This is a genomic window from Paenibacillus sp. E194 (genome assembly GCF_000935845.1).
In the GTDB taxonomy this organism is placed as follows: domain Bacteria; phylum Bacillota; class Bacilli; order Paenibacillales; family Paenibacillaceae; genus Paenibacillus_B; species Paenibacillus_B alvei_B.
The window spans coordinates 1-5,343 of the sequence record NZ_JMDX01000328.1; the positions used below are offsets into that span (position 1 = coordinate 1).

The following is a 5,343-nucleotide window of genomic DNA, read 5'->3' on the forward strand; positions in this document are numbered from 1 at the left end:
GTATGTGGGACGGATAGACGATCAGGTGAAAATACGTGGTTATCGAATCGAGCTTGGTGAGGTCGAAGCTCATCTGTTAGACCTTGAGGCAATCCAAGAAGCTGTGGTCATCGTCAGGGAGGAAAGTGACGGGCAGAAGCGCCTATGCGCTTACTATGTAGCAGGTCGTCCGATTACGGCTGGTGAGATGCGGATAGCTTTGGCTCAGGAGCTCCCGGGATACATGCTTCCATCCTACTTCGTACAGCTCGATAAGCTTCCATTATCACCGAACGGCAAGGTGAACCGGAAGGCACTTCCGGCTCCTGAATTGCATGTGCAGGCGGCTTCGGAATACGTGGCTCCACGCACGCCACAAGAAGTACTGCTCGCTCACATATGGAGGGAGGTGCTCGGGCTTGGTCAGGTAGGCGTTAAGGATAATTTCTTCGAGCTTGGCGGACATTCCTTAAGCCTGATGAAGCTTGTAGAGCGTGTCTATACCGAGACTGAGGTTGAAATCCCAATTCACAGCGTATTCCGGGAACCGACAATTGAAGCGATGGCGTACGAGATGTTGAAATCCGAACTTGCAGGCAAGGCAGGAAATCATTTTATGAAATTGAACGAAAACGGTCATATCCCTGTCTTCTGCTTCCCTCCGGGACTTGGCTACGGTCTCAGCTACTTGGAGCTGGCTAAGCAACTGGATCATCACTGCATCCTGCATGGCATCGACTTTATCGATGATGCTGATACTCGGGAGGAACTGCTTGAACGATACGTAGATGCTATCCTTGCTGTTCAACCGCAGCCGCCATTTGTATTGCTCGGTTATTCTCTAGGCGGCAACCTGACGTTCGAGGTTGCGAAAGCGCTGGAGTCCAGAGGGTATCCGGTATCGGATGTCATCATGATTGATTCCTTGCGGAAGCTGAAGGTGCATGAAGTAGACGAATTCGACGGCGACATTGATCAGATGATTGATGGTGTGGAGGAGCTGAAAGAAATGCTGGTTCACCATCCGCTTCTCCGCGATCAGGTGAAGAACAAGATGAGGGCGTACTGGTCGTACGCGACTGAACTCGTTAACTCCGATATCATCGATGCCAATATTCATGCACTGATGGCGGAGCCATCCGAGGTGAACCAGGCAGATGGGGAGCAGCTCGCAACATGGCAGGAGGCTACTCGCGGCAGGTATGTGGAATACAACCTCCGCGGTGTGCACGAAGATGTGCTTCAACCGCCTTTCTTAGAAGCGAACGCTAACGTCATGCAAGCAATCATTCGACATATTCTCGAGCAAACAATGGTTACCCACTAGTTGTACAGATTTCTGGCACTTGATGAAGAAAGGCATGCTTGCAAGTCTGCACCAGTTGGCGATAAGGTGCTGAATGCACACAGACTGCTGAAGTACAAAGGACGCTGATGCATACAGCTTGTTGATACACACAGCTAACAAGTACACAGCTAACAAGTACACAGCTAACTGAAGTACACAGGCCAACTGATGCTCATAGCCTGCTTATGCGCACAGACTGCTCGACTTCGTCGAGGCAAAGCTTGAATGCTGGCGAAGGGGGCAGTTTGTGAGCGGTGCCGCGACTATGGGACAAAAAGGGGAGACCGTATCGTGAAGCAGCGAAAAGAAAAAGGTGTGTTTACCCTATGGAAGTCCGTGGCATGGCTAGTATCATTCGCGAAGTCGCACAAGGGCTGGTTAATTGCTGGTATGCTATGTGCCATTACTGCGGCGTTGATCGAAATATGGACGGGCAGTTTGATTCAACAACTGACCGCCAAGGCTGAACGAGGGGATGGGCAGGTAGTCGTCAATACCGTGTATATGGTGCTTGTCGTTATTGCAGTAGGCGTTCCCGCGAAGTACATGATGACATTCGGGGTTGAAAAAGGGAGCGCCCGTGCAATGCGGGATGTACGCAACTCTATGATGCGTCATATCGGGAAGCTTCCTGTCCATTATTTGGATAAGCAGCACTCGGGTGATATGGTCTCACGATTCACAAATGACATGCAAATCATAAACCAGTTCATGATACGCGACTTGCCGCAATGGTTCTATCATCCTCTGCTGTTTATCGGATGTTTTGCTTATTTACTCTGGATCCGGTGGGAGCTTGTGCTGCTAAGCATATTACTTGTGCCAGTTTCTTTATTCGTATCTCAGTGGATTGGCAAGCAGCTGCAGCAATTGACAGAAGAAGCACAGGAGAGCACGGGACAGATGAATGCCATCGTGCAGGACACATTGAACGGCATGGTGCTTGTCAAAAGCTATTTGCTGCAAGGCTTGTTGTTCCGTTCCTATCAATCGCTGCTGCAGCTCACCCTACTCAAGAAGCTTGCCGTCAGCAAAAGAGAAGCCATCATTACGCCAATCTTATTTACGCTTATGATGAGTCCGGTCATCTTTTCCGTTCTATATGGAAGTTATTTAATTTCACAAGGCTCGTTCAGCACAGGAGAGCTGATTACATTTCTTTACCTGCTCAATCTATGTCTCGAGCCGCTGCAAAACATTCCTACACTTATCACACATACGTTCGAGATGGGCGGTGCATTGAAGCGGATCTATGATGTTGCGTCCCAACCTGCCGAACAGCAAGGAGAGAAGCTTGCAGACGACAGTTTGAATGATGGTGGCATACGGGATCAAATGCCGATCGCCTTTGAACAGGTTAGCTTTGCCTATGAGAAGGATTCACCGCTATTGCTTCGAAATTTGAATTTCGCGGTGGAGCGGGGGAAGACCGTGGCGTTAGTCGGCGCCAGCGGTGGCGGGAAGAGCACTGTAATAAAGCTGATATGTGGATTTTATTCATTGCCTAGCAACGGAGGAACGATACGCGTATATGGACATTCCGTATCGGATTGGAATCCAGAAGAGTTGCGTTCGAACCTGTCTGTCGTCACGCAGGATTCCTACTTGTTCAGCGGAACGATAGCCGACAATATCGGATACGGCAGGCCTAATGCTGCGTTTGATCATATTGTCGAGGCAGCTAAGGCTGCTCATGCGCACTCTTTTATTATGGAACTCCCGGATGGCTATCAGACGGAGGTCGGAGAGCGTGGAGGCTTGCTGTCAGGTGGTCAGCGGCAGCGAATTACGATTGCGCGAGCGATCTTGAAGGATGCGCCTATACTGCTGCTCGATGAGCCGACATCTGCCTTGGATACGGAGTCTGAACATCTCGTTCAACAAGCGCTCGACACGCTCATGAAAGACCGAACAACGATCGTCATCGCGCATCGCTTGTCAACCATTCAACACGCAGATGAAATATGGGTGATGGAAGGCGGAGGGATCGTCGAAGCGGGAACGCACGATGAATTATTGGACAAGGGCGGCGCTTACGCCAGCTTATATCATCGACAATTCTCTGCTGAGCCATCAGGGCGGGAGGAGGTGGCCTGCACGTGAAACTATCTGACATGATTTCATACGGGAAAGAAATAGTCGGCATGATGAATTTCATGAGCAAAAAGCACAAGCTGCATTATTACATTGGTATGATTGCGAGCGGCGCCGTAAACACCCTGTTTATTTTATCCTTCAGCTTGTTAGTGCAGAGTCTAGTTAATTATGCCGAGTCAAATGATATATCCCTTATGTATGGAGGACTGTACATTTTGGGGGGCTCCATCCTGCTATTGAACCTGATAGCTCCGCCGTTCACGTATTTGTTCCATCGAAGTGTGGAACTGACGCTGGCGAACATACGTGAGCGCTTGTATCGGAAGATGTGCAGCCTGCGAATGTCAATGCTAGAGCGAACTCACAACGGCGAGCTGCTGTCCCGGATGAATAATGATGTGTCGACACTGGAAGTGACCTACTGCGGCATCCTGTTCGCCATGCTGCTCGAGATTATGATTAGTTTTGGTTCAATCATCATGATGTTCGCGCTGCACTGGCAATTTGCCTGCGTTTCTTTACTCGTGCTGCTCTTATCCTTCTATATTAGCTCGCGATTCGTAAATACGGTGCGGAATCTATATGATCGCCAATTGCATGTGACCGCTAAGCTGACTGAGAAATTCTCCGATTTCCTTGGAGGGATTCAGTTGGTAAAGCTGTTCCGCATTCAGCCGATCTATGGACAATATGAAGCGCTGAACGAGCAAGTAACGGAACTATCGAGTCAAATTGCCCATAAGAAGGGTCTGCTCGCAGCGGTCAATCATTTCGTCAGTTACATTACGTTTTGCGGAATTATTGTTATTGGGAGTTTGCTGTATGCATACGGGTTCATTACAATGGGGACGGTAGCGGCATTGGCCGTACTGCAAATTCACTTGACTCATTCGTTCATGAATGTCGGCACTACGATGTCGCTTATCCAAAACTCATTGGCTGGTGCAAGACGTGTTCAGGAGCTGCTTCATGAAGAAGAAGAGCCGGTGAGATTCGGCAGTGGGATCAAGAGCGATGATGGCATACGTGATATGACCCTTAGACCTGATCTGAACAACGACACTGTGAAACAAACTGGTACAATTGAAAAGGCCGACGACATCGATAGTCATACCAACACGGCAGCACCGATGCTCGAACTAGATGATGTTGAATTCTCCTATGCTGCTGGAAAAACAGCCATATCCCAAGTCTCGATGAAGGTATATCCGGGACAAGTAGCAGCTATCGTTGGCGCCAGCGGCAGTGGGAAGAGCACACTGATCAAGCTATTGCTCGGATTTTATCCGGTTGAAAGAGGAGATGTTCGTCTCCTAGGCAAATCATTCGGGCACTATACGCTGGAGGAAATTCGCAGATTGATTGCCTATGTGCCGCAGGAAGCATTTTTGTTCAGCGGAACAATCGAAGAGAATATCCGCTACGGCAACCCGCAAGCATCTCATGAGGAAGTGGTGGCTGCAGCGCAAGCCGCATACGCCCATCATTTTATTGAGGAGCTGCCAGATCAATATCAGACTTCAGTAGGGGAGCGGGGCGCCTCCTTGTCCGGCGGGCAGCGCCAGCGGATCGCAATTGCACGAGCATTGCTCAAAAATGCACCGATCCTGCTCCTTGATGAGGCGACGTCGGCGCTTGATACGGAATCGGAGCACTGGGTGCAAAAGGCATTGCAGCAGTTGATGCAGGGGAGGACGACCATCATGGTTGCCCACCGCTTGTCGACCGTGGAAAATGCGGATATTATCTTCGTCATGAAGGAGGGAGCCGTTGCGGAGCATGGCACGCACCGAAGCTTACTTCAACATGGCACCTATTATGCAAGCCTCCAAGGACAGGCATAACTCCTTTGCTGTGGAATGTCAGATCATACAAGGAAAAGGAACCTTCGATCCTATGAATCAAGGTTCCTTTCCACA

3 protein-coding genes are annotated in these 5,343 nt (G+C 49.7%); all 3 read left to right on the top strand.

The genetic code is table 11. The features are described 5' to 3' along the window. Positions 1–1,306: thioesterase domain-containing protein (locus tag AZ66_RS26465; RefSeq protein ID WP_044357637.1), on the top strand; the 1,306-nt coding region annotated here is incomplete at its 5' end. A 312-nt stretch (positions 1,307–1,618) separates the two neighbouring features. Next, positions 1,619–3,430 (top strand): ABC transporter ATP-binding protein, encoded by a 1,812-nt coding sequence (locus tag AZ66_RS26470; RefSeq protein ID WP_044357638.1) that lies wholly within the window; start codon positions 1,619–1,621, stop codon positions 3,428–3,430. Next, a complete protein-coding gene (locus AZ66_RS26475) occupies positions 3,427–5,268 on the top strand; it encodes an ABC transporter ATP-binding protein (protein ID WP_082061752.1) in 1,842 nt (613 codons plus the stop codon). The genes AZ66_RS26470 and AZ66_RS26475 overlap by 4 nt, the downstream gene beginning before the upstream one ends. The last annotated feature ends 75 nt before the right edge of the window (positions 5,269–5,343 follow it).